The organism is Blastococcus sp. SYSU DS0533 (genome assembly GCF_054050775.1).
In genome coordinates this window covers 1-26,067 of the sequence record NZ_JBJGZZ010000006.1, presented here as the reverse complement: position 1 = coordinate 26,067, position 26,067 = coordinate 1, and the positions used below count along the sequence as shown (strand labels likewise).

Sequence of the window (26,067 nt, the reverse complement as noted above, 5' to 3'; positions counted from 1 at the left end):
ATGTCTGCTGCTGGAGCGCGGCGGGGGCGGCCCGGATTCCCGTCGCGCATGGCAGGTCCTCCGAGCGGGCGCGACCGGTGGGGCAGGTGTGACGACGTGCCACGCACTGTGACGGGTCGATCACGACTCTCCGTGAACGGGTTCCGTCACTTCTCGCCTGCGATGCGTGACGCTGTCCCGGTGAGCCTCCCCGCACCCGAGATGCCCCGCTCCCCGGGCACGCCCGGCGGTGGCGCCGGGCAGCGCTTGCGGGCGATCGACACACTGCTCGCCGACCGGGGCCAGCTGTTCCAGGCCCTGTTCCTCGGTGCACCGATCGCCAAGGCCCTCGTCGACCTCGACGGTCACGTGCTGGTCGCCAACCCGCGGATGTGCGCCCTCACCGGCCGCACCGCCGAGAGCCTCGCCGGCCGGCACGTCGACCTGCTGGCCCACCCCGACGACCCGCCGGTGGGCGACCTCGGGTTGACGCCGGCTCCCGGTGAGCCCGAGCTCGACCCGAACCTGCTGCTCGACGGCGAGCGCCGGCTGCGCCGCTCGGACGGCACCGAGCTGTGGGTCGTGCAGTCCCACGAGGTCGTGCGGCAGAACAACGGGACGCCGCAGTTCGTCGTCCTCTCGCTGGTCGACGTCACCGACCGTCGCCGTGCGGAGGAGGACGCGGTCCGCCGCGCGTTCATGGACCCGCTCACCGGCCTGCCCAACCGCCGCGCGCTCACCGACCGGCTGCGGCACGCCGTCGCGCTCTCCCGCCGCCGCGGCCTGCAGGTCGGCCTGGTGCACCTGAACATCGACCGCTTCCAGGCGGTCAACGACGCGCTCGGCCACGAGGCCGGCGACCTCCTGCTCAGCCAGTTCGCCGACCGGCTCCGGTGGAGCACCCGCGTCGAGGACACCGCGGTGCGGCTGGGCGCCGACGAGTTCCTGGTGGTCGCCGAGGACGTCGAGGACCTCGACGGGCTGCGCGCGCTGGCCGACCGCCTGCTGAGCGTGCTCGACGAGCCGTTCGTGGTGAGCGGCCGGGAGATCACCCTCTCGGCGAGCGTGGGGCTCACCCTCGGCGCCGACATGACCCCCGATGACCTGCTGCGCCAGGCGCAGAGCGCGCTGACCAGGGCCAAGGCCGACGGCCAGCGCGCCCGCATCGAGGTTCACGAGGGGGCGCTGTCGCGCAGCGACGTGGACGCCCTGCAGCTGGAGACCGAGCTGCGCCACGCGCTCGACAACGACGAGCTGCGGCTCTTCTACCAGCCGATCGTGCACCTGGCCGACGAGACGCTGCTCGGCTACGAGGCGCTCCTCCGCTGGCAGCACCCCACCCGCGGGCTGCTGCCGCCCGGCGTCTTCCTCGACGTCGCGGAGAACAACCGGCTGACCTCGAAGCTCGGCGCGTGGGTGCTGCGGCGCGCCTGCCTGGACGCCGCCACCTGGGCCGACGACCTGCGGGTCCACGTCAACATCTCCGCCCGGCACCTGGCCGAGGACGGCTTCAGCGAGCTGGTCGCCGCGGCCCTGGAGGAGTCGGGGCTCCCCCCGCAGCGTCTGGAGCTGGAGATCACCGAGTCGACGGCGCTCTTCGCCGCCGAGGCCACGCTGCACTCGGTCGCCGTCGTCACCGACCAGGGCGTGACCCTGGCGCTGGACGACTTCGGCACCGGCTACTCGGCGATCACCGCGCTGCACCGGCTGCCGATCCACACGGTGAAGATCGACCGGTCGTTCGTCGCCGACGTCGTCACCCAGCCCTCGACGGCGGCGCTGGTGCACGGCCTCCTGCAGCTCGGCCGCGGCATGGGCCTGCAGGTGATCGCCGAGGGCATCGAGGACCTCGACCAGGCCGCCTGGCTGCTCGACCACGGGTGCGCCATGGCGCAGGGCTACGCCTTCGGCCGCCCCGCCCCCCTCCCCAGCCCGGCGGAGGTGCTCATCGGTGAGGTCACCGACACCCCGGCCGAGGACGTCGCCGGCGAGCTGCTGCCCGAGCCGCCCGGGCCGGCCCCCGCGCTCCCCCGCCAGCGGCCGCCGTCGTCCCCCGCCGGGCACGACCTGGTCGACACCGGACGGTTCGGCAGCGGTTCCCTGTTCGACGAGCTCGCCGACCCCGACGACTGAAGAAGGAACCTCCAGCAGGTCACGGCGGGTCACCCGCGGGGCAGCGCCAGGGGGACGGGGCGCTTGGCGGCCCGGCCGTCGCCGGAGGAGCGACCACGCAGCCGCCGGCCGATCCAGGGCGCCACGAAGCCGCGCACCCAGGCGGCCTCCTCGGCCAGTGCCACCCGCAGCTCGCGGGGCGGCTGCGGCGGGAGCGGGGTGCGCCAGTCCTCGCCGTCCGCGCCGGGCAGCCCCAGCGCCGCGGCGGCGGCCAGCGCCATCCGGCGGTGCCCCTCGTCGGTGAGGTGGATGCGGTCGGAGTCCCACAGCCGGAAGTCCTGGATCCACGCCGCGCCCCACTGGTCCAGGACGGCGGCGCCGTGCCGCGCGGCGATCGACCAGAGGTTGGCGTCGAAGACGGCGATCCGGCCGCGCAACCGGCGCAGGATGGGGGTGTTCCGGGTGTCCGCGGTGGTGGCCAGCAGGACGTCGGCACCCGCGGCGCGGAAGCGGACGACGGCCGACTCCAGCTGCGCGGCCAGCTCGTCGGGGTCGGCGCCCGGGCGCATCAGGTCGTTGCCGCCGGCGACCAGGCTGACCAGGTCCGGCTGCGCCTGCAGGGCCACCGGCACCTGCTCGGCCAGCACCTGGACCAGCAGCCTGCCGCGGATCGCCAGGTTCGCGTACTCGACGTCGGCGCCGGGTGCGGCGGCCGCGAGGTGCTCGGCCAGCCGGTCGGCCCAGCCGCGGAACTCGCCGGGGCGCTCGGGGTCGGGGTCGCTCAGCCCCTCGGTGAAGGAGTCGCCGAGGGCGATGTAGCGGCGCCAGGGGGAACGCGAGGACCGGTCGAACTGCACCGGCTCACTCCAGCACGGCCCCCGGCACCGACGTCGCGGGGGTCGGGCCGCGGTCAGCCGCGGTAGGTCTCCAGCAGCCGCAGCCAGATCTCGCTGATCGTCGGGTAGGCCGGGACGGCGTGCCACAGCCGTGCGATCGGCACCTCGCCGACGACCGCGATCGTCGCCGCGTGCAGCAGTTCGGCGACCGCGGGGCCGACGAAGGTCATGCCCAGGAGCACCTCGCGCTCGGTGTCCACGACCGCGATGGCCGTCCCCGTGTAGCCGTCGGCGAAGACGGCAGCACCGGACACGCTACCGATCGGGCACTCCACGACGCGGTGCGGCAGCCCGGCGTCGGCGGCCTCGGCGGCGGTGCGCCCGACGCTGGCGACCTGCGGCGAGGTGAACACGACCGAGGGCGTCGCGACGTCGTCGGCGGTGGCCACGAACGGCGACCACGCCGAGGTGTCGACCTCCTCCCCGCGGGCCCGCGCGACGATGGCCGCACCGGCCTGCCGCGCCTCGTACTTGCCCATGTGGGTCAGCTGGCGGCGCCCGTTGACGTCGCCCACCCCGTAGAGCCAGGAGAACCCCTCGACCCGCATGGTGGCGTCGACGGAGAGGTACTCCCCCGGCTCCAGGCCCACGGCCTCCGCACCGATGTCGCCGGTGCGCGCGGCGCGGCCGATCGCGACCAGCACCTCGTCGCCCCGCACCTCGCCGTCCCCCGTGGTCAGCACCACCTCGGTGCCGTCCCGGCGGGCCGCGGTGACCTCGGTGCCCAGCCGCACGTCCACGCCCGCCTCCCGCAGCGCCGCCGCGACGGCGTCCCCGGCCTGCGGCTCCAGGCCCGGCAGCAGCCGCTCCCCGCGCTGCAGCAGCGTCACCTGCGAGCCGAGCGCCTGCCAGGCCGTCGCCATCTCGCAGCCGACGTATCCGCCGCCGAGCACCAGCAGGCGGGCCGGCGCCTCCTTGGCGCTGGTGGCCTCCCGCGGCCCCCACGGGTCGACGTCGGCCAGGCCCTCCACCGGCGGGACCGCCGCCTGCGACCCCGTGCACACGGCAACGGCGTGCCGGGCGGTCAGCCGGGTCGTCGTCCCGTCGTCGGCGGTGACGACGACGGTGCGCTCGCCGTCGAGCCGGCCGGCGCCCCGCAGCAGGTCGATGCCGGCGCCGTGCACCCACTCCACCTGGCCCGAGTCGTCCCAGTGCGAGGTGAACGAGTCGCGGCGGGCGAGGGTGGCCGCCACGTCCTGCTCCCCGGTGACCGCCTGCGCCGCGCCGTCGACGGCGCGGGCCTCGGCGAGCACCTCGGTGCCCCGCAGCAGCGTCTTGCTCGGCATGCAGGCCCAGTAGGAGCACTCGCCGCCCACCAGCTCGGGCTCCACCAGCACCGCCGACAGCCCACCGCGCACGACGACGTCGGCGACGTTCTCGCCGGTCGAGCCGGCTCCCAGGACCACCACGTCGTACGTGCGCTCGGCTTCGGTCACCGGTCCATCCTGGGGGTGTGGTCGACTGGCCGCCATGCCGGTCGACGCCGCTGCCTTCGCCACCGCCCTGGCCCAGCACGCCGCCGGGGTCTGCCTGCTCACCGTCCGGGACGACATCGACGACGTCGGGACGACGGTCAGCTCGGTCATGAGCGTCTCCGCCTCACCGCCGCTGGTCGCCGTGGGGCTCTCCGCCGACGGCTACCCGGCCGAGGTGCTGGAGATGGTGGGCTCCGGAGCACTGACCGTCCTCGCCGCCGAGCACGCCATCGTGGCCTCGAGGTTCGCCTCCGCCGGCCGGCCCAGCGCCCGCCACCTGCTGGAGCAGGTGCCGTGGACGCGGGCGGCCGGCAGCGGCGCCATCGTGCTCTCCGGCGGGCTCGCCGCCCTGGACTGCCGGCTGGAGCGGCTGGTCGAGGCCGGCGACCACGTGCTCGCGCTGCTGGCGGTGGACGACGTCCCGGTGCTGGACCCCGGCGCCCGGCCGCTGCTGCGGCTGCGCGGCCGGTTCGTCGACGAGGCCGGGAGGCCGGCCGGCCGCGGCTGACCAGCTCGCCGCGGGCCGCGTGTCACATCCGCGGCCCCGGCGGTGCTACACCGGCATGGACCTCGTACGGCACGGACGACCGGCACCGGCGGCCGTCCTGACATTCCCCGGTGCGGTACGCCGGGTCGGAGGGACGGGCGGCGTGCCGGCAGCAGCGACCCGTGGTGCGGTGCGGCCCGACCTCGAGCAGGTCTTCCGCCGGGAGTACCAGCGGGTCGTCGGCGTGGCCGCCCGGGTGCTCGGCTCCCGCGACCAGGCCGAGGACGTCGCCCAGGAGGTGTTCCTGTCCTTCGGCCGCTCGGCGGTGCCCGCCGCGGAGGCCGGCGGATGGCTCTCAGTCGCCGCGGCGCACACCGCGCTGAACCTCCTCCGCTCGGGCCGCCGCCGCACCTCTCGGGAGGAGACGGTGGCCGCCACGGCCGACGCCGTCACCCCCGACGTGGCCGACACCGTGCTCACCCTCGAGGACCGCAGCCGCGTCCGGGCGGCCCTGGCCCGGCTGCCGCGCAAGCAGGCGGTGGCGCTGGTGCTGCGCCACAGCGGGCTCAGCTACGCCGAGGTCGCCACCGCGCTCGACATGTCCCCCGGCAGCGTCGGCACCACCGTCCGCCGCGCCGAATCCGCACTTCGCGAGGAGCTGAACCGCCATGCGTCACCCGAATGAGGGCGTCCTGCGCCGGCTCGTCGACGAGCCGGCCGGGGTCTCCGACGCCGACCGCACGCACGTCGCCGGCTGCCCCGCCTGCCTGCGCGCGCTCGACGACGCCCGCGCCGACGCGCAGCTCGTGGGCACGGCGCTCGGCCGGTCGGGCGCCGTCGACACCGATGCGGCCTGGGCCCGGTTCTCCGCCGCCGGGTCCTCGACCGTCGCCGCCGCCCGCCCGGCGCGCGCTGCCACGCGCAGCCGCTGGAGCGCCGCCGTCCGACGGCCCGCGGTGGCCGCTCTCGGCGCGGTCGTGCTGGTGACCGGCGCAGGGGTCGCGGCCGCGAACGACTGGCTGCCGATCTTCCAGACCGAGCGGGTCGACCCTGTCGAGATCACCAGCACCGACCTGGTGCAGGTGCCCGATCTCTCCGCCTACGGCGACGTGGAGATCACCCAGCAGCCCGATCCGGAGCAGGTACCCGACGCCGCCACGGCGCAGGAGCGCACCGGGCTGGAGGTCCCCGAGGTCGCCGAGCTGCCCGAGGGCGTGACCGGCGAGCCGGCCTACCAGATCGCCGGCGTCGTGGGCGCCACCTTCACCTTCTCCGCCGACAAGGCCGCGCAGGCCGCCGCGGCCGAGGGCGAGGTCCTGCCGCCCCCGCCGCCCGGGATCGACGGCAGCACCCTCCGGTTCGAGGCCGGGCCAGGGGTGGCCGCGGTGTGGTCGCAGCCCACCGGCGTGCCGACCCTCGTCGTCGCCCGGGTGGGGGCGCCCCAGGTCTTCTCCTCGGGCGTGCCTTTCGAGACGGTCCGCGACCACCTGCTGTCGCTGCCCGGGATCCCGGACGGCCTCGCCGATCAGCTGCGCGACCTCTCCACCGACGCCGCCACCCTGCCGCTGCCGGTGCCCGCGGAGATGGTCACCAGCTCCACGGCCGACGTCGACGGGTCGGAGGCGACCGTGCTGACCTCCCGCAACGGGCTCTTCGCCGGCGTGGTCTGGGTCGAGGACGGCGTGATGACCGGGGTCGCCGGGTCGCTCAGCGCCGACGAGCTGCTGTCGGTCGCCCGTGGGCTCGGCTGACGCCGCTACGGTCCGGGGCATGGCAACCGGGACGACGGCGGCGGGGGCGTCAGACGGTGCGCTCGACGACCTGCCGCCGTCCCCGGCGGTCTGGTGCTCCGGGCTGCGCAAGCGGTACGGACGCCGGACCGCCGTCGACGACGTCTCCTTCAGTGTCGGCCGCGGCGAGGTCGTCGGCCTGCTCGGGCCCAACGGCGCCGGGAAGACCAGCGTCATCAAGATGCTGCTCGGCCTCGTGCGGCCCGACGCCGGCGAGGTGCTGCTGCTCGGCCGCCCGTCGTCGGACCCCCGCTCCCGCAGCGCCGTCGGGTACCTACCCGAGCTGTTCCGCTACCAGCCGTGGCTGACCGCGGCCGAGGTGCTGGACCTGCACGTGAAGCTCTCCCGGGTCGACGTGCCCGCCATCGAGCGCCGGGAGTGCCTGGCGCTCGTCGGCCTCGCCGAGCGGACCGGTGACCGGGTCGGCGGCTTCTCCAAGGGCATGCAGCAGCGGCTCGGGCTCGCCGTCGCCCTGGTCGCCCGGCCCGCGCTCGTCGTGCTCGACGAGCCGACCAGCGCGCTGGACCCGCTGGGCCGGGTGGACGTGCGCGACATCGTGCTGTCGCTGCGGGCCCGTGGCGTCGCCGTGCTGCTGAACTCCCACCTGATCGGCGAGGTCGAGCGGGTCTGCGACCGGGTGGTCATCCTCGACCGCGGCCGGGTGGCGGCCTCGGGCACGCTGACGGAGCTGCTCGGCCAGCACGAGGTGCGGCTGCGGCTGGGCGACGTGGGCCCGCGGGTCGAGGAGCGGCTGCGCGCGACCGGCACGCTGACCCGGAGCGGCGACTGGTTCACCGTCGCGCTGGCCGCCGAGGACGACGGCGTCACCGTGCCGGACCTGGTGCGCGACCTGGTCGGCCTGGGGGTGCGCGTGCACGCCGTCGAACCGGTGCGGATCAGCCTGGAGGAACGGCTGCTCGCCGTGCTGCGCCACGAGGAGGACTCGCCGTGATCGTCCTGACGGTCGCGGGGCTGACCCTCCGCGAGGCCGCCCGGCGCAAGGTCGTCTGGGCGCTGCTGGCGCTGACCGTGGTGCTGCTCGCGCTCAGCGGCTGGGGCTTCTCCCGGCTCATCGGCCTGGACACCGAGCTCGGCACGCTGACCAGCGGCGAGGCGCGCCTGGTGGCGTCGCTGCTGATCAACCTGATCATGTTCGGCTTCAGCCTCATCGCGGCGATCGGCACGGCTTTCCTCGCCGGGCCCACGCTCGCCGGCGAGGTGGAGTCGGGGCAGGCGCTGGCGGTGCTGGCCCGGCCGGTGCGCCGGTCGTCGGTGCTGCTGGGCAAGTGGCTGGGCCTGCTCACCTTCGGCTGCGGGTACGTGGTGCTGGCCGGCCTGGCGCAGCTGCTCGTCGTCCGCGGGGTGGTCGGCTACTGGCCACCGTCGCCGGCCGCGGGCCTGGCGCTGCTGGCGGCCGAGACGATCGTCCTGCTCTCCCTGGCCCTGCTGCTGTCCAGCGTCATCTCGCCGATGGCGTCGGGCATCGTCGCCGTCGGCCTGTTCGGCGCCACCTGGGTCGCCGGCGTGGTCGGCGGGATCGGCGGGGCGCTGGGCAACGAGGGCGTCGAGCGGGTGGGCAGCGTGTCGCGGGTCCTGCTGCCCACCGACGGGCTGTGGCGCGGCGCCATGAACGCGTTCCAGGACCCGGGCGCGCTGATCCAGATGGGCCCCGAGGGGGGCTTCCCGTTCCTCGCCGACGCCCCGCTGAGCCCGGTGTACCTGGCCTGGGCCGTGCTGTGGGTCGCCGTCGTGCTCGGCCTGACCGCGCTCTCCTTCCAGCGCCGCGACGTGTGACCGCGGTACCCGGTCGCTCGCTCGACGAGACCGGTCAGGCGACACCGTCCGGGGCCACCGCTCGGAGCCGCTCCCTGGTCCGCTCTGCCCCGCGGCGGACCCCGGTCCGGGCGAGCAGCAGCTCGATGAGCAGCGCGCACGCCGCGGCGCAGGCCATCGTCGAGACCATCAGCGACGGGCTCGTCCCCCCGGCGGCGATCAGCGGAGCGACCCCACCGCTGACCCCGAACTGGACGAGGCCCAGGACGCCGGTGGCGGTCCCGGCCCGGGAGCGGTGACGTGCCACGGCCAGGGCCGACGCCGAGGGCAGGACGAGCGACACCGCGGACACGGCCGCCACGAGCAGGGCCAGCACCAGTGGGCGCCCGGCGCCGAGGACGACGGCGGCGACGAGTGCGCAGTCGAGCGCGAGGCCGACGACGAGGCCGGCGCGCAGGGTCCACGCGGCACCCCGGCGACGCACGAGCCAGGCACCGACCTGCCCGGCCGCCATCATCCCGAGGGCCGAGCCGGCGAACACGTAGGAGTACGCCTGGACGCTGAGCCCGTAGTCGCCCTGCAGCACGAACGGGCTCATCGACAGGTAGGCGAACAGGACCGTCGTCACGAGCGCCACCACGCCCGTGAACCCCAGGAAGCGTGGGTCGCGCAGCACCGTCGCGAACCGGCCGCCGGTCGCCCGGAGCCCGCCGTTGCCCCGGGCGCCGGGCGGGAGGCTCTCGGGGAGCCCCCACGACGCCGCCACGAGGATCACGGCCCCGATCACGCCGAGAGCGACGAACAGGCCGGACCAGGACGTGAGCCGCACCAGCTGACCACCGAGGAGAGGGCCGGTCACCGGGGCGATGCCGGTCACCAGCAGCAGGAGCGAGAACACCCGCGCGACGTCGTCGGTGCCGAAGCGGTCCCGGACGATGGCCCGCGCGATGACGATGCAGGCGCCGCCGCCGATGCCCTGCACCAGCCGCAGCCCGAGCAGCAGGCCGATGTCGGACGCCAGCGCGCACAGCGAGGAGCTGGCGGCGTAGGCGCCGACCCCGATGAGCAGCGGCCGCCGGCGCCCGTAGCGATCGCTGACCGGGCCGATCAGCAGCTGGCCGAACGCCAGCCCCACCATGCAGGCCGTCATCGTCAGCTGGACCATCGCCTCCGTGGTGGCCAGGTCATCGGCCATCTGCGGCAGGGCCGGGAGGTAGAGGGTCAGGGACAGGGGTCCGACCGCCGTGAGCGCGCCCAGGACGAGCACGAGCCGTAGCGGCACCCCCGGGCGTCGGTGTGCGCTGCTCACACGTCCGTGACCCGGACCCCGGCGTGGACCTTGTACCGGCGGTTGACCGACACCAGGTTGGCGGTCAGCGCCTCCACCTGCCGGGCGTTGCGCAGCCGTCCGGCGTAGACGCCCCGCACACCGGGCAGACGTCCGGCGAGGGCCTGCACGGTGTCGGTGGCCGACCGGTCGTCACCGACCACCATCACATCGGCATCGATGGTGGCGTGGGACAGGTCTTCGAGGAGCACGGCCGAGAGGTGGTGGAAGGCGCCGACGACGGAGCTGCCCGGTAGCAGGGCTGCCGCCTGCTCGGTCACGCTCCCCTCGGGGACATCGAGGACGTAGGCGCCCCGCGCGTCGAAGGCCATGGGCACCACGCAGTCGACGACGACCTTGCCCGCAAGGGCGTCCGCCAGTGGCACCAGCGTGTCGGCGTGACCCGAGTGGGGAACCGCGACCACGACCAGATCGGCACCGCGGGCCACCTCGAGGTTCGACCCACCCGTGACCCGCACGTCGGTCCCGCCGGCAGCGCGGCCACGCGCGGCCACCTCGGCCGCGACCTCACCGGCGCGGTCCGCGTCGCGGGATCCGAGAGCGACCGGCTGCCCGGCCAGGGCCAGGCGCAGGGCCAGCCCGCGACCCTGCGGGCCGGTCCCACCGAGCACCCCGACGGTCAGCCGGCCGACGTCCACCTCGCTCCGGTCGGTCCGGGCGGCGGGGCGTGGCGGGGTGGTGGTCACGGGCAGCTCCCTGGGGACGAGGGCGGTGATCGGTCGTCGGGCGGTCGGGGACGCCGGAGGGCGGGTCACCGCAGGACCAGCAGGAGGTCGCCGCCCTCGACCTGCTGGACGGGCACGACGGCGAGGCGGGAGACGGTGCCTGCGACGGGCGCCGTGATGGCCGCCTCCATTTTCATGGCCTCGATGGTGGCCAGTTGCTGCCCGGCGTCCACCGCGTCGCCTTCCGTGACCGCCAGCGAGACCACGCCGGCGAACGGGGCGGACACGTGCCCGGGGTCGGCGCGATCGGCCTTCTCCGCGACCTTGACCGCTGCCTCGACCGATCGGTCGCGGACCGTGACCGGCCGTAGCTGACCGTTCAGCGTGCACATGACGGTGCGCATGCCGCGGTCGTCGGGCTCGGAGATCGCCTCGATGCTCATCAGCAGCTGGACGCCGGGCTCCAGGTCGACGGCGTGCTCCTCCCCCGGGCGCAGTCCGTAGAGCACCTCCCGGGTCGGCAGCACGGAGGTGTCCCCGAAGAGGTCCAGGTGGGCCGCGAAGTCGCGGGCCGGCCCGGGGAACAGCAGCCGGTTGAGCGTCGCCCGGGGCTGCTCGGCCAGCCCGCGAACGTCGTCGTCGTCCAGCTCCACCGGGGGCTGCGGCGGACGTCGGCCCACCAGGGCCTTGCTGCGGAAGGGTTCCGGCCAACCTCCCGGGGGGTTGCCCAGCTCCCCGCGCAGGAAGCCGATCACCGAGTCGGGCAGGTCGTACCTGGCCGGGTCGTCGGCGAACTCCGCGACCGTCACGCCCGACCCCACCAGCTGCAGGGCCAGGTCACCGACGACCTTGGACGAGGGGGTGACCTTGACCAGCCGCCCCAGCAGCCGGTCGGCTGCCGCGTAGGCGTCCTCCACCTCCTCGAACCGCTGACCGAGGCCCAGCGCGATCGCCTGCTGGCGCAGGTTCGACAGCTGGCCGCCGGGAATCTCGTGCGTGTACACCCGACCGGTCGGGGCGGTGAGCCCCGACTCGAACGGCGCGTACAGCTGGCGGACCGCTTCCCAGTACGGCTCGAGGTCGTTCACGGCCGCCAGGCTCAGCCCGGTGGCCCGCTCGGTGTGGTCCGTGGCGGCCACGATGGCCGACAGCGGCGGCTGGCTGGTGGTGCCGGCCATGGCGGCGGTCGCCCCGTCCACTGCGTCCACACCCGCTCCCCAGGCCGCGAGCAGCGTGGCCAGCTGGCCCCCGGAGGTGTCGTGGGTGTGCAGGTGGACCGGGAGGTCGAACCGCTCGCGGAGCCCGCGGACCAGGAGCTCGGCAGCAGGTGGCCGGAGCAGGCCGGCCATGTCCTTGATCGCCAGCACGTGCGCCCCCGCCTCGACGATGCGCTCGGCGAGCTGCAGGTAGTGGTCGAGGGTGTAGAGCGGTTCCGACGGGTCGGACAGGTCGCCGGTGTAGCAGAGGGCCACCTCGGCGACCGCCGTCCCCGTCTCCCGGACCGCGTCGATGGCCGGGCGCATCTGCTCGACGTCGTTGAGGGCGTCGAAGATCCGGAACACGTCGATCCCGGCCGCGGTCGCCTCGCGGACGAAGGTCGTGGTGACCAGCTCCGGGTACGGCGTGTACCCGACGGTGTTGCGTCCCCGCAGCAGCATCTGCAGGCAGATGTTGGGCACGGCCTCCCGGATCGCGGTGAGGCGGTCCCACGGGTCCTCGTGCAGGAAGCGCAGCGCCACGTCGTAGGTCGCCCCACCCCAGGCTTCCAGCGACCAGAGCTGGGGCGTGGTGCGGGCGATGTGGCCGGCGGCCGCGACCAGGTCCTTGGTCCGCACCCGGGTGGCCAGCAGCGACTGGTGCGCGTCCCGCATGGTCGTGTCGGTCACCGCGAGGGCCGGTTGCCTGCGCAGGTCCGCGGCGAACCGCTGCGGCCCCAGGTCGCGGAGCCTCTGACGGGACCCCGGCGGCGGTGGCGTCCCCACGTCCACCGACGGGAGCTTCGCGACCGGGTCGATCACGGGGGGTCGCTCACCGTGCGACCGGTTCACCGTCACGTCCGCGAGGTAGGTCAACAGCTTGGTGCCGCGATCGGCCGAGGAGCGCGCGGTGAGCAGATGCGGTCGCTCGCCGATGAACGATGTCGTGGCCCGGCCGGCGCGGAAGTCCTCGTCGTCGAGCACGGCCTGTAGGAACGGGATGTTCGTCGCCACGCCGCGGATGCGGAACTCCGCCACGGCGCGCCGGGCGCGACGGACCGCCGTCTCGAAGTCCCGGCCCCGGCAGGTCAGCTTCACGAGCAGGGAATCGAAGTGCGCTCCCACCTCCGCGCCGAGGGACGAGCCACCGTCCAGCCGGATCCCCGCGCCGCCCGGCGACCGGTACGCGGTGATCCGGCCGGTGTCCGGGCGGAACTCGTTGGCCGGGTCCTCCGTGGTGATCCGGCACTGCAGGGCGGCGCCCCGGAGATGGATGGACTCCTGGCGCAGGCCGAGATCGGCCAGCGTCTCCCCGGCGGCGATCCGCAGCTGCGCGTGCACGAGGTCGACGTCGGTCACCTCCTCGGTGACCGTGTGCTCCACCTGGATCCGCGGGTTCATCTCTATGAACACGTGCCGGCCGTCCCTGTCGAGGAGGAACTCGACGGTGCCGGCGTTGACGTAGCCGATGGCCCGGGCGAACGTGACCGCGTCGCGGCAGATCCGGTCGCGCAGCGCCGGGTCCAGGTCGGGCGCCGGCGCGAGCTCGACCACCTTCTGGTGCCGGCGCTGCACCGAGCAGTCGCGCTCGAAGAGGTGCACCACGTCGCCGGTCCCGTCGGCGAGGACCTGCACCTCGATGTGCCGCGGGTCGACGACCGCCTGCTCGATGAAGACGGTGGCGTCGCCGAACGCCGCCTCCGCCTCCCGCATGGCCGCCCGGACCGCACCGGGGAGGTCCACCGGCTCCGCGACGCGTCGCATCCCGCGGCCACCACCACCCGCGACGGCCTTCACGAAGAGCGGGAAGGGCATGTCCCGGGCGGCGGCCACGACGGCGTCGACGTCAGCGCTCGGCTCGGTCGAGGCCAGCACCGGCAGCCCCGCCTCTCGGGCCGCGGCGACCGCCCGCGCCTTGTTCCCCGTCAGCTCCAGCACTGCCGACGGCGGACCGACGAAGGTGACGCCGGCCGCCGCGCAGGCCGCCGCCAGTTCCGGGTTCTCCGCCAGGAACCCGTAACCCGGGTAGATCGCGTCCGCACCGGCCCGCTGGGCCGCGGCGAGGACCTCGTCGACGGAGAGGTACGCCCGCACCGGGTGCCCGGGCTCCCCGATCTGGTAGCTCTCGTCCGCCTTGAGGCGGTGCACGGAGTTGCGGTCCTCCCACGGGAAGACCGCCACCGTCCCCACGCCGAGCTCGTAGGCGGCGCGGAAGGCCCGCACCGCGATCTCGCCGCGGTTGGCGACCAGGACCTTGGAGAACATCGTTTCCTTCCGGACGACCACGGGAGAGGGCACGCGTCCACCCGGACCGCGCCGCGGCGGTCCGAGCGGCGGTGCAGGGGCCTCGCTAGGCGACGTCGGCGCCTCGTTGCGCGGCCTGCAGGTCCAGCGCGATGTCGATGATCATGTCCTCCTGGCCGCCCACCAGGGCCCGCCGCCCGACCTCGAGCAGGATGGTCCGGACGTCGACGTCGTAGCGCTGCGCCGCCGCTTCGGCGTGCCGGAGGAAGCTGGAGTAGACACCGGCGTAGCCGAGGGTCAGCGTCTCCCGGTCGACCTGCACCGGGCGGTCCTGCAGGGGCCGCACCAGGTCGTCGGCGGCGTCCTGCAGCGCGAAGAGGTCGCAGCCGTGCTGCCAGCCCTGGAGGTTCGCCACGGCCACGAAGGGCTCGATCGGGCAGTTGCCGGCGCCGGCGCCTTGCCCGGCCAGCGAAGCGTCGACCCGGGTGACGCCCTCTTCCACGGCCACCACCGAGTTGGCCACGCCCAGCGACAGGTTCTGGTGGGCGTGGATGCCGATCTGCGTGTCGGCGTCCAGCACGTCCCGGTAGGCCCGCACCCGTTCCCGGACGCCGTCCATGGTCAGCCGGCCGCCGGAATCGGTGACGTAGACGCAGTGGGCGCCGTAGGACTCCATCAGCGCCGCCTGCCGTGCCAGCTCGGTGGCCGGCGCCATGTGGCTCATCATGAGGAAGCCCGACACGTCCATGCCCAGCTCGCGTGCGGTGGCGATGTGCTGGGCCGCGACGTCGGCCTCGGTGCAGTGCGTCGCGATCCGGATGGACCGCACGCCCAGCGAATGGGCCCTCTTCAGTTCGGCGATGGTCCCGATCCCCGGCAGGAGCAGCGTGGTGAGGACGGCCCGCTGCGCGTTCTCCGCAGCGGCCTCGATCCACTCCCAGTCGGTGTTGCTGCCCGGTCCGTAGTTCAGGCCGCCGCCGGCCAGGCCGTCGCCGTGCGCCACCTCGATGGCGTCCACGCCGGCCGCGTCGAGCGCGGCGACGATCCGGCCGACGTCGACCGGGTCGATGCGGTGCCGGATTGCGTGCATCCCGTCCCGCAGGGTGACGTCCTGGATGTACAGCGCGGTCATGCCGGCACCTCGCTTCGCTCCCGCTGCGCGCTGCGCGCGAGTCCCTCGGCCACGCGCAGGGCCGCCGACGTCATGATGTCGAGGTTGCCGGCATAGGCGGGCAGGTAGTGGGCGGCTCCCTCGACCTCTAGGAACACCGACACCTTCGTGGTCACCGGCGGCGCCCCGGGCGGGAGGAGCGTACGCACCGGCTCCCCGTCGCCGACCGGGGTGAACTGGACCTGCTGCTTGAGCCGGTAGCCAGGGACGTACTCGGACACCTGCGCGACCATCTCCTCCACGGAGGCGCGCACGGCGTCGTGGTCGGCGTCGCCGATGAGGCAGAAGACTGTGTCGCGCATGATCAGCGGCGGGTCGGCGGGGTTGAGCACGATGATCGCCTTGCCCCGGCCGGCTCCGCCGACGGTCTGGATGGCGTGCGCGGTGGTTTCGGTGAACTCGTCGATGTTCGCCCGCGTGCCGGGGCCGGCCGACTTCGACGCGATCGAGGCGACGATCTCCGCGTAGGGCACGGGCGTCACCCGGGAGACGGCCGCGACGACGGGGATCGTGGCCTGGCCGCCGCACGTCACCATGTTCAGGTTGGGGGCGTCCTGCGCCAGGTGGTGGTCGAGGTTGACCGGCGGCACGACATAGGGCCCGATGGCCGCAGGCGTGAGGTCCACGAGGCGCTTCCCGTAGGGGGTGAGCTTCTCGGAGTTGGCGATGTGCGCCTTCGCCGAGGTGGCGTCGAAGACGATCTCGATGTCGCCGAACCCTTCCATCGCGATCAGCCCGTCGACGCCCTCGTGCGTCGTCGGGACCCCGAACCGGGCGGCCCGCGACAGGCCGTCGGAGTCGGGGTCGATCCCGACCATCGCCCCCATCTCCAGGACGTCGGAGTTCCGGACGACCTTGATCATGAGGTCGGTGCCGATGTTGCCCGATCCGATGATCGCGACCTTGCTCTTCCTCATTCCGTCTCCTCCCGGGAGAACGTCGCACCGATCGTGCCGAGTGGACCCAGGTCCGCGGACACCGCGGAGCCGGGAGGAGTGGCCACCATGGGCCCGAGGGCACCGGACAGGACGACCTGCCCGGCGCGCAGCGGCTCACCCAGGTCCCGCGCGGTGCGGGCCAGCCAGGCCAACGCGAGCAGCGGGTCGCCCAGGCACGCGGCACCCGTGCCCTCCGACACCACCTCGTCGCCGAGCCGGAGCGTCATCGCGACCTCGACCGGCTCTACCTCGGCCAGGGTCCGCCGGACGTCGCCGAGCACGAACAACCCGCTGGACGCGTTGTCGGCGACGGTGTCGCCGAACGTGATGTCCCAGCCGGCGATCCGGCTGTCCACGATCTCCAGCGCAGCGACGGCGTAGGCCACGGCGTCGCGCACCTGCCGGTCGTCCAGCGGGCCCCCGTCGAGGTCGGCGTCGAGCACGAAGGCGATCTCGGCCTCGGTCTTGGGCTGCAGCAGCCGCGCCGAGGGAACCTCGGCCAGACCGCTCACGTCCATGTCGTCGAAGAGGATGCCGAAGTCGGGCCGGTCGACCCCGAGCTGGCGCTGCACCGCCGGTGACGTCAGCCCGATCTTGCGGCCGACGAGCCGGGCACCCGCGGCACGCCGCCGCCCGGCGAAGCGCTGCTGGACCGCGTAGGCGAGATCCACGTCGTCGGCGCCGATCAGGTCACGGACCGGCGCGCAGGGCACACCGGTGCGGGCGGCGGTCGCCAGCCGCTCCGCCGCCTCGTGCACTGCATCCTGTCGCTCCCGGGCGGCGCCCGATGGAGTGGTCGCTCGTGTCATGACGTCCTCTGGTCGAACTGCGGCGGTGGGACCAACCCTGTCCGCTGCTTCCGCCCACGCCTAGCGCGGCGTTCCACTCACCGGATCGGTGCCCGTGGCCCGGCGGGCCAGCACCGCAGCCACGCCCGCCGCTGCTGCCTTGACCGCGGGCGCGACGGCGTCGGGACGGAACCGGACCGTCGGGCCGGTGACGCTGATGGCCGCGAGCGGCCGGCCGTCCGAGTCCAGCACGGGAGCGGCGACGCACACGATGCCGACGGCCGACTCCTCGTGCTCGAAGGCGACGCCCGTCTCCCGCACGCGTTCCAGCTGGCGTCGCAGGATCCCGGGCGCGGTGACGGTGAGCGCCGTGCGCCGCTCCAGCCCCGCAGCGACGACGCGGGCCACCTGCTCGTGACGCGCGTGCGCCAGCAGCGCCTTGCCGATCGCCGTGCAGTGCAGCGGCATCCGCCCCCCGATCCGCGAGGGCGCCGCGGCCTGCCGGTGGCCGCCGATCTTGGCGACGTAGAGGACGCCGTCCCCGTCGGGGGTCCCCAGGTGGACCGTCTCGTGCGTGCGCTCGTAGAGGTCCTCCATGAAGGGGGTGGCCACCTCGAGCAGTCCCCGCTCCATCGAGGCCCGCATGCCGAGCTGGAACACCTGGCCGCTGAGCCGGTACGACCCGTCGGCACGGTCCAGCAGGCGGACGTCGACGAGGTCGGAGACGATGCGGTGCAGGGTCGCGCCCGGGAGCCCCGTCCGCCGGCGGAGCTCGGCGAGGGACACGCCGTGGTCCTCCGCCCGGAAGGCGAACAGCACGGTGACGACCTTGCCCAGGACGGTGTTCAGGTCGACAGCGGGCACGGTGGTCCCGTCGTCGTCCCGGCCGCCCGGCGCCGGCCCCATCAGCGGTCGCGGATCACGGCGACGATCTTGCCGACCGTCTGGCGGGCCGCCATGCGGTCCAGGGCCTCGGGGACCTCGACCAGCCCGACGGTCTCCAGCACCGGGGCCACCGTCCCGTCGCGCACGCGGTCGAACAGCTCGGCGTGCACGCGCTGCACGTCCCGCCGACGCGTCCACGGGTACTGCGATCCCCAGGACAGCCCCACCAGGGAGCCGTTGCGGGCCATCAGGCGCGCGGGGTCCACCGCCGACTCCCCGCCGGTCCTCCCCACCGCGACCATGCTGCCCTCGAAAGCCAGCGAGTCGACGAGCGGTTCGGTGAGCGCGCCGCCGACGGAGTCGACGATCGCGTCCACCCCGTTCCCGGACGTCGCCTCGGCGACGCGGTCGCGCAGGTTCTCGGTGGTGTAGTCGACGGCGACGGCCGCGCCGAGCCGCCGGCACAGGTCCAGCTTGGCCCCGGCTCCGGCCGCCGCGATCACCTGCGCACCGCGGGCGAGCGCCAGCTGGACCACCGCGGTGCCCACGCCGCCGGCGGCTGCGGTGACGAGGACGGTGTGCCCTTCGCGCACGCCGGCGCGCTCGAGCGCCCACCACGCGGTCTGGTAGGCGACGGGGAGCGCGGCCGCGACGACCACGTCGATGTCCTCCGGCCGCCGGACGACGAGGGTGGCGTCGACCACGACCTCGTCCGCGAGCGCGCCCTCCGGCAACGCAGGGCACGCCAGCACGTCGACACCCAGGAGGTGCTCGGCGCCGGTACCGGCCGCCACCACGCGACCTGCCACCTCGACGCCGGGTGTCAGCGGAGGCGGTGAGCCGTGGCGGTGCCCTCCGCGGCACAGGTACACGTCCAGGAAGTTGAGCCCGACCGCCTCGCAGGCGATGCGGACCTCACCCGGTCCGGGATCGCGGGGCTCCGCCTCGTCCAGCTGGAGCACCTCCCCGGGCTCGCCCAGCCGGTGCGCACGGAGGATCCTCACGACGCCTCCTCGGAGGTGCTCGGCGTCGGGAGCGCCTCCGCGTGGTGATGGACGATCCGCCAGCCGTCGTCGGCTCGTCGCAGCAGGTCGGTGACCCGCGTCGTCTCCTCCGCAGCGCCCGGAGCCGGCACCACCCGGAGCTCGTAGCGGGCGGCGGCGACGTCGCCCCAGACGTCCACGCGCACCGGGTGCACGCGGAGGCTCTGCGGTGCGCCGCTCCCGGAACGGCCCGCACCGTCGCGGTGGGCGTCGAGCTGCGCGCGGGTGAGCAGCCCGGGCAGCTCCGACTCCCACGTGGTCACGTCGTCGGCCAGGTGCCGGTCGAAGCGCTCTCGATCCCGCGCCATGAACGCGTGGTACATGTCCCGCAGGCCCTCGACCACCTCGTCGGCCGGTGCCCGGCCGTCCGCGCTCAGGGGCCGTCCGTCCGGCGGCCGCCGCCCGATCCGGCGGACGGTGCGGGCACCTTCGAGCGGACCAGCCCGACGATCGACTCCCACATCGGGTGGTCGGGGTCGATCACGGAGAAGTGGTTGCCGTCCTCCTCCAGGACCGTGACGTCGTCACCGGCAGCCTCGGCGGCGGCGGCGAAGCTACGACCGAGGTCGAGCAGGTCGAGGCTGTCCTGCAGCCCGCAGACCACCGCCACGGGCAGCCCGACCGGCAGACGGGCGATCGGGGAGGAGCGTCGGTAGACCTCCGGTAGCTCGTCGGCCCGGCCGCCCACCGCCCGGGAGATCGACCCCTCCCCGAGCCAGCGGCGGTCGGCCACGTGGAGATCCAGGACCCCGGCCATCGACACGGTGAGCGCCGGCCTGACGGGAGCCGCGGGGTCGTCCGCGATGTCGGCAGCCAGCCGGACGACCAGCTGCCCGCCCGCGGAGTGGCCCAGCAGCACGACGCGGTCGAGGTCGACGTCGCAACCGTGGTCGGCCGTCGCCAGGGCTGCGACACCGGCGGCGACGTCGGCGGCCGTGGCGTCCCACCCGTGGTCGTCCGGGCGCCGGTACTCGAGGTTCCACGCGACGTAGCCCCGGTCGGCGAGGTCCACGGCCAGCGCATCCATCAGGTCGGCTTCCCACCGGGACTGCCAGTAACCCCCGTGCACCAGCACGGCGACCGGGTGCGCCGCACCCGCCGGGCCCCGGGGCAGACGCACCTCCACGCGCTGGTCGGGGTCGGGTCCGTAGGCGACGCGCTGCGCCGGCCGGGCCCGGTGGAAGTGCCACGCGTCCACGGCGAACCGGAGACCGTCGACCCCGCGGCCGCGGACGTGCCGGCGGACGCAGCGCGACCGGTCCGCGTCCCGCTTGTCGACGTCGATGCGCACGACCGATGCCGGGGCGCCCGGGAGGTCCTGCGCGTCGAGGTCGGCAGGGACGGCCGGCAGGTAGCCGAACTCCCCCGCGGCGGCGAGCTTCCCGAGGGTCTCCCGGAGCTCGGCCTGGTCCGCCGGGAAGAGCAGGGACCCCAGCTCTCCCCGGCGCTCCAGGGCCCGGGAGAAGACCTCCTGCGCCGTCCGGTGGTCGGCCAGCACCCCCGGCGCCACGACCACGTCGAAACGGCTCGTCACGACGACGCGGGCCCAGCGACGGGCTCCGCGGCGGCACCGTCCACCGGCGTCCGCGGGCGCCGGTCGAGCAGCGGCACGACCCGGCTCCCGATCAGCTCGATCCCCGTGTCGTCCTGCAGGCCGTGCGGGGTGCCGAAGTCGATCCGGTCGGCGCCGGCATCGATCAGCCGCTGCGCCTGCGCGGCCACCTGTTCCGGCGAGCCGGAGAAGGCGAAGAGGTCCAGCAGGTCGTCGGGGATGAGGGCGCCGGCGCCGGCGTGGTCCCCCACCGCGACCAGGGCCTGCACCTCGTCGAGCAGGCCGGGCCGCAGCTCGACCGTGGGGTCGAGGTCGGCCACCACCGCGAGGTACATGGCCACCTCCGCGCGCGCCTTGGCGCGGGCCTTCTCGCCGTCCTCGTCGACGACCGTCACCGCGCCGAGGGTCACCCGCGTGCTGCCCTGCGCCCGGCCGGCCCGCAGCTCACCGGGCGCCAGACGTCCCCGCATCACGTCGATCAGGGCGGGGTTCGCGCTGCCGCCGATCTTGACCTCGTCGGCGAGCTCACCCGCCAGGGCGGAGGCCTGCGGACCCCACACGCCCAGCAGCAGCGGCACTCGTGACCGCTGCACCTGGAAGCGGAACTGGACGCCCGCGTCACGGCGGAAGACGGTCCCCTCCGAGCCTGCGACGTCCCCGGACAGGAGGTCCGCCACGTAGCCGACCGCCTCCCGGAGGTAACCCAGGGCGCGGGGCTGCTCGATGCCCACGCTGCCCAGCCAGGTGCCCCGGGCCAGGCCGAGGTAGGCCCGCCCGTGCGACGCCAGGTCCAGCGCTGCGACCTGGCCGGCGATCTCGTAGGGGTGCATGGAGTAGGGGTTCCAGCACGCGGCGCCCAGACGGACGCGTTCCGTGGCGCCCGCCATCTCCAGCAGCGCGAAGATCGGCGGCTGGAACATGAGGTCGGAGAAGACGCTGATGACGTCGATCTCGTGCTCCTCGGCCAGCCGCGCCAGCCGGGCGTACTCCCCTGCCCGCTTGTCGCTCTGCAGGCCGAGCCCGATCTCGACGCGGTCGGTGCGCGGCCACGCCCCCTCGCGGCGGTCCTGCGCCCCGCCGCTCACGTGAGGTCCCCCGACTTGAGCCGGGAGACGCCGAGCCGGTCGATGCGCATGACGAGGCGTTCCTCCGGATCCGGGCAGGCGACGTGGGAGTCCTGCGACATCCAGTCGCACGCCGGCAGGTCCCGCTGCTTCGCGGCGAGCATCGGCAACGCGGCGGCGAAGGCGTACATGCAGAAGTGCTTGCCCTCCGGCAGGCGCATCTCGTTGGACCGGACGACGTCGATGTAGTCACCGACCTGCAGCCCGCAGACGGACCGCCCCTCGATGCGGTCCACGGAGATGCGCAGGTCGTGCAACTGCATGTCGGTGCCGTCGGCCTCGGGGACCGCTGGCCCCTGCGCGCGGTCGGGTTCGTGCTCGTCGGGCATGGGGAGGCGCTCCAGGTCGGGGGGTGGGGCGGTGGTCACGCGACCGACCGCTCGGGACGGACGGGGATGCCGGCGCCCTGCACGAGCCAGCACGCGGCCCGGCCGTCGCGGTGCGGGGCGAGCGGGGGCTGCTGGGCGCAGGCCTCGTGGGCATGGGGGCACCGGGGCCGGAACGAGCAGCCGGTCGGCGCGTTCGCCGGGTCCGGCACCTCGCCGGCCAGGGCGACGGGCAGGCCGGCACCGGCGACCACCTGCGGGATAGCCGCGATGAGCGAGCTGGTGTATGGATGACCGGGCTCGGTCCACAACTGCGCGGTCGGGGCCGTCTCGGCCACCTTGCCGAGGTACATCACCGCGGTCGTGTCGGCGATGTGCCGAACGAGCGCCAGGTCGTGGGAGATGAACAGCATGCCGACGTCCAGATCACGCACCAGCTGGGTCAGCGTGTTGACCACGTGCACCTGCGAGGACGCATCCAGGGCCGTCACCGGCTCGTCGGCGATCAGGACCGACGGCCGCGTCACGAGCGCCCGGGCGATCGCGATCCGCTGCAGCTGCCCGCCGGAGAACTGGTGCGGGTAACGGGAGGCGACGTCCGGGGCCACACCCACCCGCTCGAGCTGCTCGAGGACGTAGCTCCGACGCGACCGTCGGGGCACGTCGCCGGGCACCCCGTCGAGCAGCTGCGCATCGATGCGTCGGCGGGGGTTGAGCGACGAGTACGGGTTCTGGAAGACCATCTGCAGACCCAGCTCCCGGCGCGGCCGGCGCTGCCAGCTCAGCGGCGCCACCGGCTCGCCGTCGAAGAGCACGGCGCCCTCGCTGACCTTGATCAGGCCGGAGGCCGCCCGGGCCAGCGAGGACTTGCCGCACCCGGACTCCCCGACCAGGCCGACGATCTTCCCCGGCTCGACGGTCAGGGACACGCCGTTGACGGCACGGATCGCGCCGTACTCGACGACGACGTCCCGGAGTTCCAGAGTCACCGTGCCTCCTCGCCGTGCGCCGGGACCGTGACCGGGACCGGTACCGGTACCGGTACCGGTACCGGTACCGCCGGCGGCGGCACCGCGGGCGCGTGGACGTGGCAGGCAGCGGCGTGCGCCGCCTCCCGGGCGCCGATCCGCGTGGTGGACACCTGCACCAGCGGAGGGGTGGACCGGCTGCACATCCCCACGCGGTCGGCGCAGCGCGGGTGGAACGGGCAGCCCGGCGGGGACGAGGCGGCGGTGGCCGGCTGCCCGGGGATGGGCCGCAGCGGCACCGGCTCGCCCCCCGTGTCCGCCGTCTCCGGACGCGCCGACAGCAGCGCCGCCGTGTACGGGTGCCGGGCACGGAGGAGCAGCTCCTCGGTGGGTCCGGTCTCCATGACCCGCCCGGCGTAGAACACGTAGGTGCGGTTGGCCAGGGCGGCCAGCACCCCCAGGTCGTGGGTGATGAACATGATGCTCAGGTCCATCTCCCGCACCAGGCGGTCGAACAGCCGGAGGATGCCGGCCTGGACCGTGACGTCCAGCGCGGTGGTGGGCTCGTCGGCGATGAGCAGCGCCGGTTTGGCCGCGAGGGCGATGGCGATGGCGATGCGCTGGCGCATGCCGCCCGAGAACTGGTGCGGGTAGGAGCGCAGCGCACGGGCGGGGTCGGGAATCCGGACCTGCTCCAGCAGTTCGACGGCACGCGCCGCGGCCTGGCGACGGTCGAGCCCCAGGTGGCGGCGCATGTGCTCGGTCAGCTGGGCGCCGACGGTGAGCATGGGGTGCAGCGCCGCGGTGGAGTCCTGGAACACCATGGCGATCCGCCGGCCGCGGACCTTCCGGAATGCCTTGCTCGAACCCGAGGCGAGGTCGGTGCCCTCGAAGGTGATCGACCCACGGACGCGCGCGCCGTCCGGCAGCAGCCCCAGCAGTGCTCGCCCGGTCATGCTCTTGCCCGATCCGCTCTCGCCGGCGATGCCGACGATCTCGCCGGGATCGACGTCCAGGGTGACGTCCTTGAGCACGTCGACGGGTCGGTGGAGGCCGGGCAGGCTCACCCCGACCCCAGCCATCGACAGCAACTGGCCCATGTCAGCGACCTCCCACGGATTGCGGATCGAACCTGTCGCGCAGGGCGTCCCCGATGATGTTGCAGGCGAGGACGACCGTCAGGATCGCCAGGCCGGGGAACACGCTCACCCACCACCGGCTGATGTCGTTCGTGCCCAGCGCGATCATCGCGCCCCACTCGGCCGCCGGAGGGCGCGGTCCGAGGCCCAGGAAGGACAGCGCGGCCAGCAGGAGCATCGAGTTGCCGAGCTCCAGGGTCGCCAGGACAACGGCGGGGCCGAAGCTGTTGGGCATCACGTCGCGACGCAGGGCCGTGAACGGTCCCACGCCGAGCATCCGGGAGGCGTTGAGGTAGTCCTCGCTGCGGATGGAGAGCACGGCCCCGCGGATGACCCGGGCGTAGATGGGCCAGGAGACGATCACCAGCGCGACCACCGCGTTCAGCGTGCTCGGCCCGAAGGCAGCGGCCACCGCCATCGCCAGGATGATCTGCGGGAAGGCGAAGAAGAGATCGGTGAGCCGCATGATGCCCTCGCCGACGACGCCCCGCACGTAGCCGGCGACCAGGCCGAGCAGCCCTCCGAAGGCGAGGGCGCACAGCACGATGGCCAGCGCGAGGGGGATCGACAGCCGGGCGCCGTGGATGACCCGGCTGAGCACATCGCGCCCCAGCGCGTCCGTGCCCAGCAGGTGCTCCCCGCCCGGTGACGCGTAGATGTCGGAGGACTGCTGCAGCGGGTCGAACGGCGCCAGCAGCGGCGCGAGGAGCGCCACGAGCAGCCACGCCGCGGCGACCAGGAGGGCGATGACGACCACCGGCTGGCGCCAGATCCGGCCCGCCTCCGTGCGCGCCTGCCACCACCGCCGGCGCGGCGCGGCCGTGGCCTCGGCGGCCGCGACCGTGGCCGCCTCGTCCTCCTCGGTCAGCTCGGTGAGGGAGGAGTGTGTCTGCGTCATGTGAGCCGCACTCTCGGGTCGGCGAGTCCGTACAGCAGGTCGACCACCAGGTTGACCCCCAGGTAGACGGCGGCGATGAACAGGCTGGCGCCCAGGATCGCGGAGCGGTCCAGCGCCGTGGCGCTCTCGTAGGCGTAGGAGCCCAGCCCCGGCCACGAGAAGATGCTCTCCACCAGCACCGTCCCGGCGAGGAGCGAGGCGAAGGTGAGGCCGGCGATGGTCAGGATGGGCAGCAGCCCCGCCCGGAGCAGGTGCTTGGTCAGGACGACGCGGGTCGACAGCCCCTTGGCGCGGGCCGCGAGCATGTAGTCCTTGCGGAGCACCTCGAGGAGGGCGGAGCGCACGAACCGGGTGAGCGTCGCGACGGTGACCAGGGTGAGGACCAGGATCGGCAGCATGGCGTGCTGAGCGGCGTCCCAGGCGAGGGCGACGTCGCCCTGCAGCAGGGCGTCGACCGTGTAGAGGCCGGTGACCTGCTCCGGGGGGCTGTACTGAGGACTGAGCCGACCGCCGCTGGGCGAGACCCCCAGCACGTAGAAGAAGAGGTACAGCGCCAGGAGCGCCAGCCAGAACGGCGGCGTCGAGAGCCCGACGAGGGAGAACACCCGCACGGTCTGGTCGGCGGCCCCGCCGTTCCGGACGGCTGACAGCAACCCCAGCCCGATGCTGATGACCAGGGAGAGGACCAGCGTCGGCAGGGCCAGCTCCATCGTGGCGGGCACGTAGTCGAGGAGCTCGGTCATCACCGGCCGACCGGTCTGCTGCGAGGTCCCGAGGTCACCCTGCAGGAGGTTGCCCAGGTACGTGAGGTACTGGACCGGCAACGGCTCGTCCAGCCCCCACTTCTCCTCGAACGCCGCGACGACCTCGGGGTCGCCCAGCGCCGCGTCCGACAGGTTGGCGGCGACCGGGTCACCCGGGGCGAGCTGCACCAGGCTGAAGCCGATCACCGTCGTGCCCAGCAGGAGCCCGGCCGTGATGAGCAGCCGCTTGACCAGGTAGCGGAGGAACCCGTGGCTCGACCGCCTGGCGCGCGGTTCGACTGTCCCGCCGGGCGTCCCGGCGTCCGTCTGCGGCACGGGCACCGACGGGCTCTGCTGGCCGGTGCCCGGGGGGGGGGGGGGGGGGGGGGGGGGGGGGGGGGGGGGGGGGGGGGGGGGGGGGGGGGGGGGGGCGCGGGGGCGGGGGGGGGGGGGGGGGGGGGGGGGGGGGGGGGGGGGGGTGGGGGGTGGGGGGGGGGGTGGGCGGTCTGTCCGCCCACCCCCCCCAC

The 26,067-nt window shown here is 74.4% G+C and carries 24 protein-coding genes; 6 read left to right on the top strand and 18 right to left on the bottom strand.

Translation table 11 applies throughout. The features are described from left to right. Positions 1-180 precede the first annotated feature (180 nt). Positions 181-2,112 carry a putative bifunctional diguanylate cyclase/phosphodiesterase gene (locus ACI79W_RS09525; RefSeq protein WP_456561841.1) on the top strand — a complete coding sequence of 644 codons (1,932 nt, stop codon included), beginning with the start codon at positions 181-183 and terminating at the stop codon, positions 2,110-2,112. Between the two features lie 29 nt (positions 2,113-2,141). On the opposite strand, the gene ACI79W_RS09520 is transcribed toward ACI79W_RS09525, so the two are convergent. Together ACI79W_RS09520 and ACI79W_RS09515 are read right to left on the bottom strand one after the other, a co-directional pair. After that, positions 2,142-2,948 (bottom strand): SGNH/GDSL hydrolase family protein, encoded by an 807-nt coding sequence (locus tag ACI79W_RS09520; protein ID WP_456561840.1) that lies wholly within the window; start codon positions 2,946-2,948, stop codon positions 2,142-2,144. Between the two features lie 53 nt (positions 2,949-3,001). Then, positions 3,002-4,423 carry a dihydrolipoyl dehydrogenase family protein gene (locus ACI79W_RS09515; protein ID WP_456561839.1) on the bottom strand — a complete coding sequence of 474 codons (1,422 nt, stop codon included), beginning with the start codon at positions 4,421-4,423 and terminating at the stop codon, positions 3,002-3,004. A gap of 34 nt (positions 4,424-4,457) precedes the next feature. On the opposite strand from ACI79W_RS09515, the gene ACI79W_RS09510 reads away from it, so the two are divergent. The 5 genes from ACI79W_RS09510 to ACI79W_RS09490 all read left to right on the top strand — a co-directional run bounded on the left by ACI79W_RS09510 (position 4,458) and on the right by ACI79W_RS09490 (position 8,533). Continuing rightward, the gene (locus tag ACI79W_RS09510; RefSeq protein ID WP_456561838.1) at positions 4,458-4,970 is read left to right on the top strand and encodes a flavin reductase family protein; all 513 of its coding nucleotides are present in this window, start codon (positions 4,458-4,460) and stop codon (positions 4,968-4,970) included. A 142-nt stretch (positions 4,971-5,112) separates the two neighbouring features. Next, complete coding sequence (locus tag ACI79W_RS09505) at positions 5,113-5,634, top strand: sigma-70 family RNA polymerase sigma factor (protein ID WP_456561837.1); 522 nt, start codon at positions 5,113-5,115, stop codon at positions 5,632-5,634. Next, positions 5,618-6,700, top strand: coding sequence for a hypothetical protein (locus ACI79W_RS09500; RefSeq protein WP_456561836.1), 1,083 nt, complete (start codon positions 5,618-5,620; stop codon positions 6,698-6,700). The genes ACI79W_RS09505 and ACI79W_RS09500 overlap by 17 nt, the downstream gene beginning before the upstream one ends. 19 nt (positions 6,701-6,719) lie before the next feature. Beyond that, positions 6,720-7,691 (top strand): ABC transporter ATP-binding protein, encoded by a 972-nt coding sequence (locus tag ACI79W_RS09495; RefSeq protein WP_456561835.1) that lies wholly within the window; start codon positions 6,720-6,722, stop codon positions 7,689-7,691. Further along, the gene (locus tag ACI79W_RS09490) at positions 7,688-8,533 is read left to right on the top strand and encodes an ABC transporter permease subunit (protein WP_456561834.1); all 846 of its coding nucleotides are present in this window, start codon (positions 7,688-7,690) and stop codon (positions 8,531-8,533) included. The genes ACI79W_RS09495 and ACI79W_RS09490 overlap by 4 nt, the downstream gene beginning before the upstream one ends. 34 nt (positions 8,534-8,567) lie before the next feature. Here ACI79W_RS09490 and ACI79W_RS09485 read toward each other — a convergent pair whose 3' ends face one another. The 16 genes from ACI79W_RS09485 to ACI79W_RS09410 form a co-directional block, all read right to left on the bottom strand. Next, on the bottom strand, positions 8,568-9,821 hold the full coding sequence (locus tag ACI79W_RS09485) for a multidrug effflux MFS transporter (protein WP_456561833.1): 1,254 nt from the start codon (positions 9,819-9,821) through the stop codon (positions 8,568-8,570). Further along, positions 9,818-10,546 carry an NADPH-dependent F420 reductase gene (gene npdG, locus ACI79W_RS09480; RefSeq protein WP_456561832.1) on the bottom strand — a complete coding sequence of 243 codons (729 nt, stop codon included), beginning with the start codon at positions 10,544-10,546 and terminating at the stop codon, positions 9,818-9,820. The genes ACI79W_RS09485 and npdG overlap by 4 nt, the downstream gene beginning before the upstream one ends. Positions 10,547-10,611: 65 nt before the next feature. Continuing rightward, positions 10,612-14,019, bottom strand: a complete 3,408-nt coding sequence (locus ACI79W_RS09475; RefSeq protein WP_456561831.1) for a pyruvate carboxylase — start codon at positions 14,017-14,019, stop codon at positions 10,612-10,614. 52 nt (positions 14,020-14,071) lie between these two features. Next, on the bottom strand, positions 14,072-15,097 hold the full coding sequence (dmpG, locus tag ACI79W_RS09470) for a 4-hydroxy-2-oxovalerate aldolase (protein ID WP_456561830.1): 1,026 nt from the start codon (positions 15,095-15,097) through the stop codon (positions 14,072-14,074). Beyond that, positions 15,094-16,053 carry an acetaldehyde dehydrogenase (acetylating) gene (locus tag ACI79W_RS09465; RefSeq protein WP_456561829.1) on the bottom strand — a complete coding sequence of 320 codons (960 nt, stop codon included), beginning with the start codon at positions 16,051-16,053 and terminating at the stop codon, positions 15,094-15,096. Before ACI79W_RS09465 ends, dmpG begins: the two co-directional genes overlap by 4 nt. Further along, the gene (locus tag ACI79W_RS09460) at positions 16,050-16,832 is read right to left on the bottom strand and encodes a 2-keto-4-pentenoate hydratase (RefSeq protein ID WP_456561828.1); all 783 of its coding nucleotides are present in this window, start codon (positions 16,830-16,832) and stop codon (positions 16,050-16,052) included. The genes ACI79W_RS09465 and ACI79W_RS09460 overlap by 4 nt, the downstream gene beginning before the upstream one ends. A gap of 111 nt (positions 16,833-16,943) precedes the next feature. After that, positions 16,944-17,726, bottom strand: coding sequence for an IclR family transcriptional regulator (locus ACI79W_RS09455; RefSeq protein ID WP_456561827.1), 783 nt, complete (start codon positions 17,724-17,726; stop codon positions 16,944-16,946). 41 nt (positions 17,727-17,767) lie between these two features. Next, positions 17,768-18,751, bottom strand: coding sequence for a zinc-binding dehydrogenase (locus ACI79W_RS09450; RefSeq protein ID WP_456561826.1), 984 nt, complete (start codon positions 18,749-18,751; stop codon positions 17,768-17,770). Further along, positions 18,748-19,113: a YybH family protein gene (locus ACI79W_RS09445; protein WP_456562015.1), complete on the bottom strand. Its 366-nt coding sequence runs from the start codon at positions 19,111-19,113 to the stop codon at positions 18,748-18,750. The genes ACI79W_RS09450 and ACI79W_RS09445 overlap by 4 nt, the downstream gene beginning before the upstream one ends. Positions 19,114-19,163: 50 nt before the next feature. After that, positions 19,164-20,324 carry an alpha/beta hydrolase gene (locus ACI79W_RS09440; protein WP_456561825.1) on the bottom strand — a complete coding sequence of 387 codons (1,161 nt, stop codon included), beginning with the start codon at positions 20,322-20,324 and terminating at the stop codon, positions 19,164-19,166. After that, entirely contained in the window at positions 20,321-21,427 is a 1,107-nt protein-coding gene (locus ACI79W_RS09435) for an LLM class flavin-dependent oxidoreductase (RefSeq protein ID WP_456561824.1), read from the bottom strand. Before ACI79W_RS09435 ends, ACI79W_RS09440 begins: the two co-directional genes overlap by 4 nt. Continuing rightward, positions 21,424-21,834 carry a TIGR04076 family protein gene (locus ACI79W_RS09430; protein ID WP_456561823.1) on the bottom strand — a complete coding sequence of 137 codons (411 nt, stop codon included), beginning with the start codon at positions 21,832-21,834 and terminating at the stop codon, positions 21,424-21,426. The genes ACI79W_RS09435 and ACI79W_RS09430 overlap by 4 nt, the downstream gene beginning before the upstream one ends. Next, complete coding sequence (locus ACI79W_RS09425; RefSeq protein ID WP_456561822.1) at positions 21,831-22,781, bottom strand: ABC transporter ATP-binding protein; 951 nt, start codon at positions 22,779-22,781, stop codon at positions 21,831-21,833. The genes ACI79W_RS09430 and ACI79W_RS09425 overlap by 4 nt, the downstream gene beginning before the upstream one ends. Continuing rightward, entirely contained in the window at positions 22,778-23,860 is a 1,083-nt protein-coding gene (locus ACI79W_RS09420) for an ABC transporter ATP-binding protein (protein WP_456561821.1), read from the bottom strand. The genes ACI79W_RS09425 and ACI79W_RS09420 overlap by 4 nt, the downstream gene beginning before the upstream one ends. 1 nt (position 23,861) lies before the next feature. Then, a complete protein-coding gene (locus ACI79W_RS09415; RefSeq protein ID WP_456561820.1) occupies positions 23,862-24,797 on the bottom strand; it encodes an ABC transporter permease in 936 nt (311 codons plus the stop codon). After that, the gene (locus tag ACI79W_RS09410) at positions 24,794-25,882 is read right to left on the bottom strand and encodes an ABC transporter permease (protein ID WP_456561819.1); all 1,089 of its coding nucleotides are present in this window, start codon (positions 25,880-25,882) and stop codon (positions 24,794-24,796) included. Before ACI79W_RS09410 ends, ACI79W_RS09415 begins: the two co-directional genes overlap by 4 nt. Between the last annotated feature and the right edge of the window lie 185 nt (positions 25,883-26,067).